Below are 233 nucleotides of genomic sequence, written 5' to 3' on the forward strand. Positions count from 1 at the left end.
CTCCTTCTCGATCTGTACTTAAGAAGAGAGGTAGGTTCGACTGATTTTCTTCTTTTATTTGATTCACTAGCTGAACGGTTTGTTCGGGGGTTTGAAAGTTATCTTGGTAAAAAATAATTCCCCCAACACGATGTTGGTTAATTAAATTACTTGTGTCGGGATTCATGGTTGTACCGGTAATTCCCGCAAGAATCATTTGACCAATCTTTTCTTCTACACTCATTTCTTCAACG

General features: G+C 38.2%; 1 protein-coding gene. It reads right to left on the bottom strand.

Annotated elements, in window-relative coordinates:
- Positions 1-223: glycoside hydrolase family 3 N-terminal domain-containing protein (locus tag SB749_RS21015; RefSeq protein ID WP_410712027.1), on the bottom strand; the 223-nt coding region annotated here is incomplete at its 3' end.
- Between the last annotated feature and the right edge of the window lie 10 nt (positions 224-233).

It is taken from the genome of Brevibacterium sp. SIMBA_078, assembly GCF_046534565.1.
GTDB lineage: Bacteria > Actinomycetota > Actinomycetes > Actinomycetales > Brevibacteriaceae > Brevibacterium.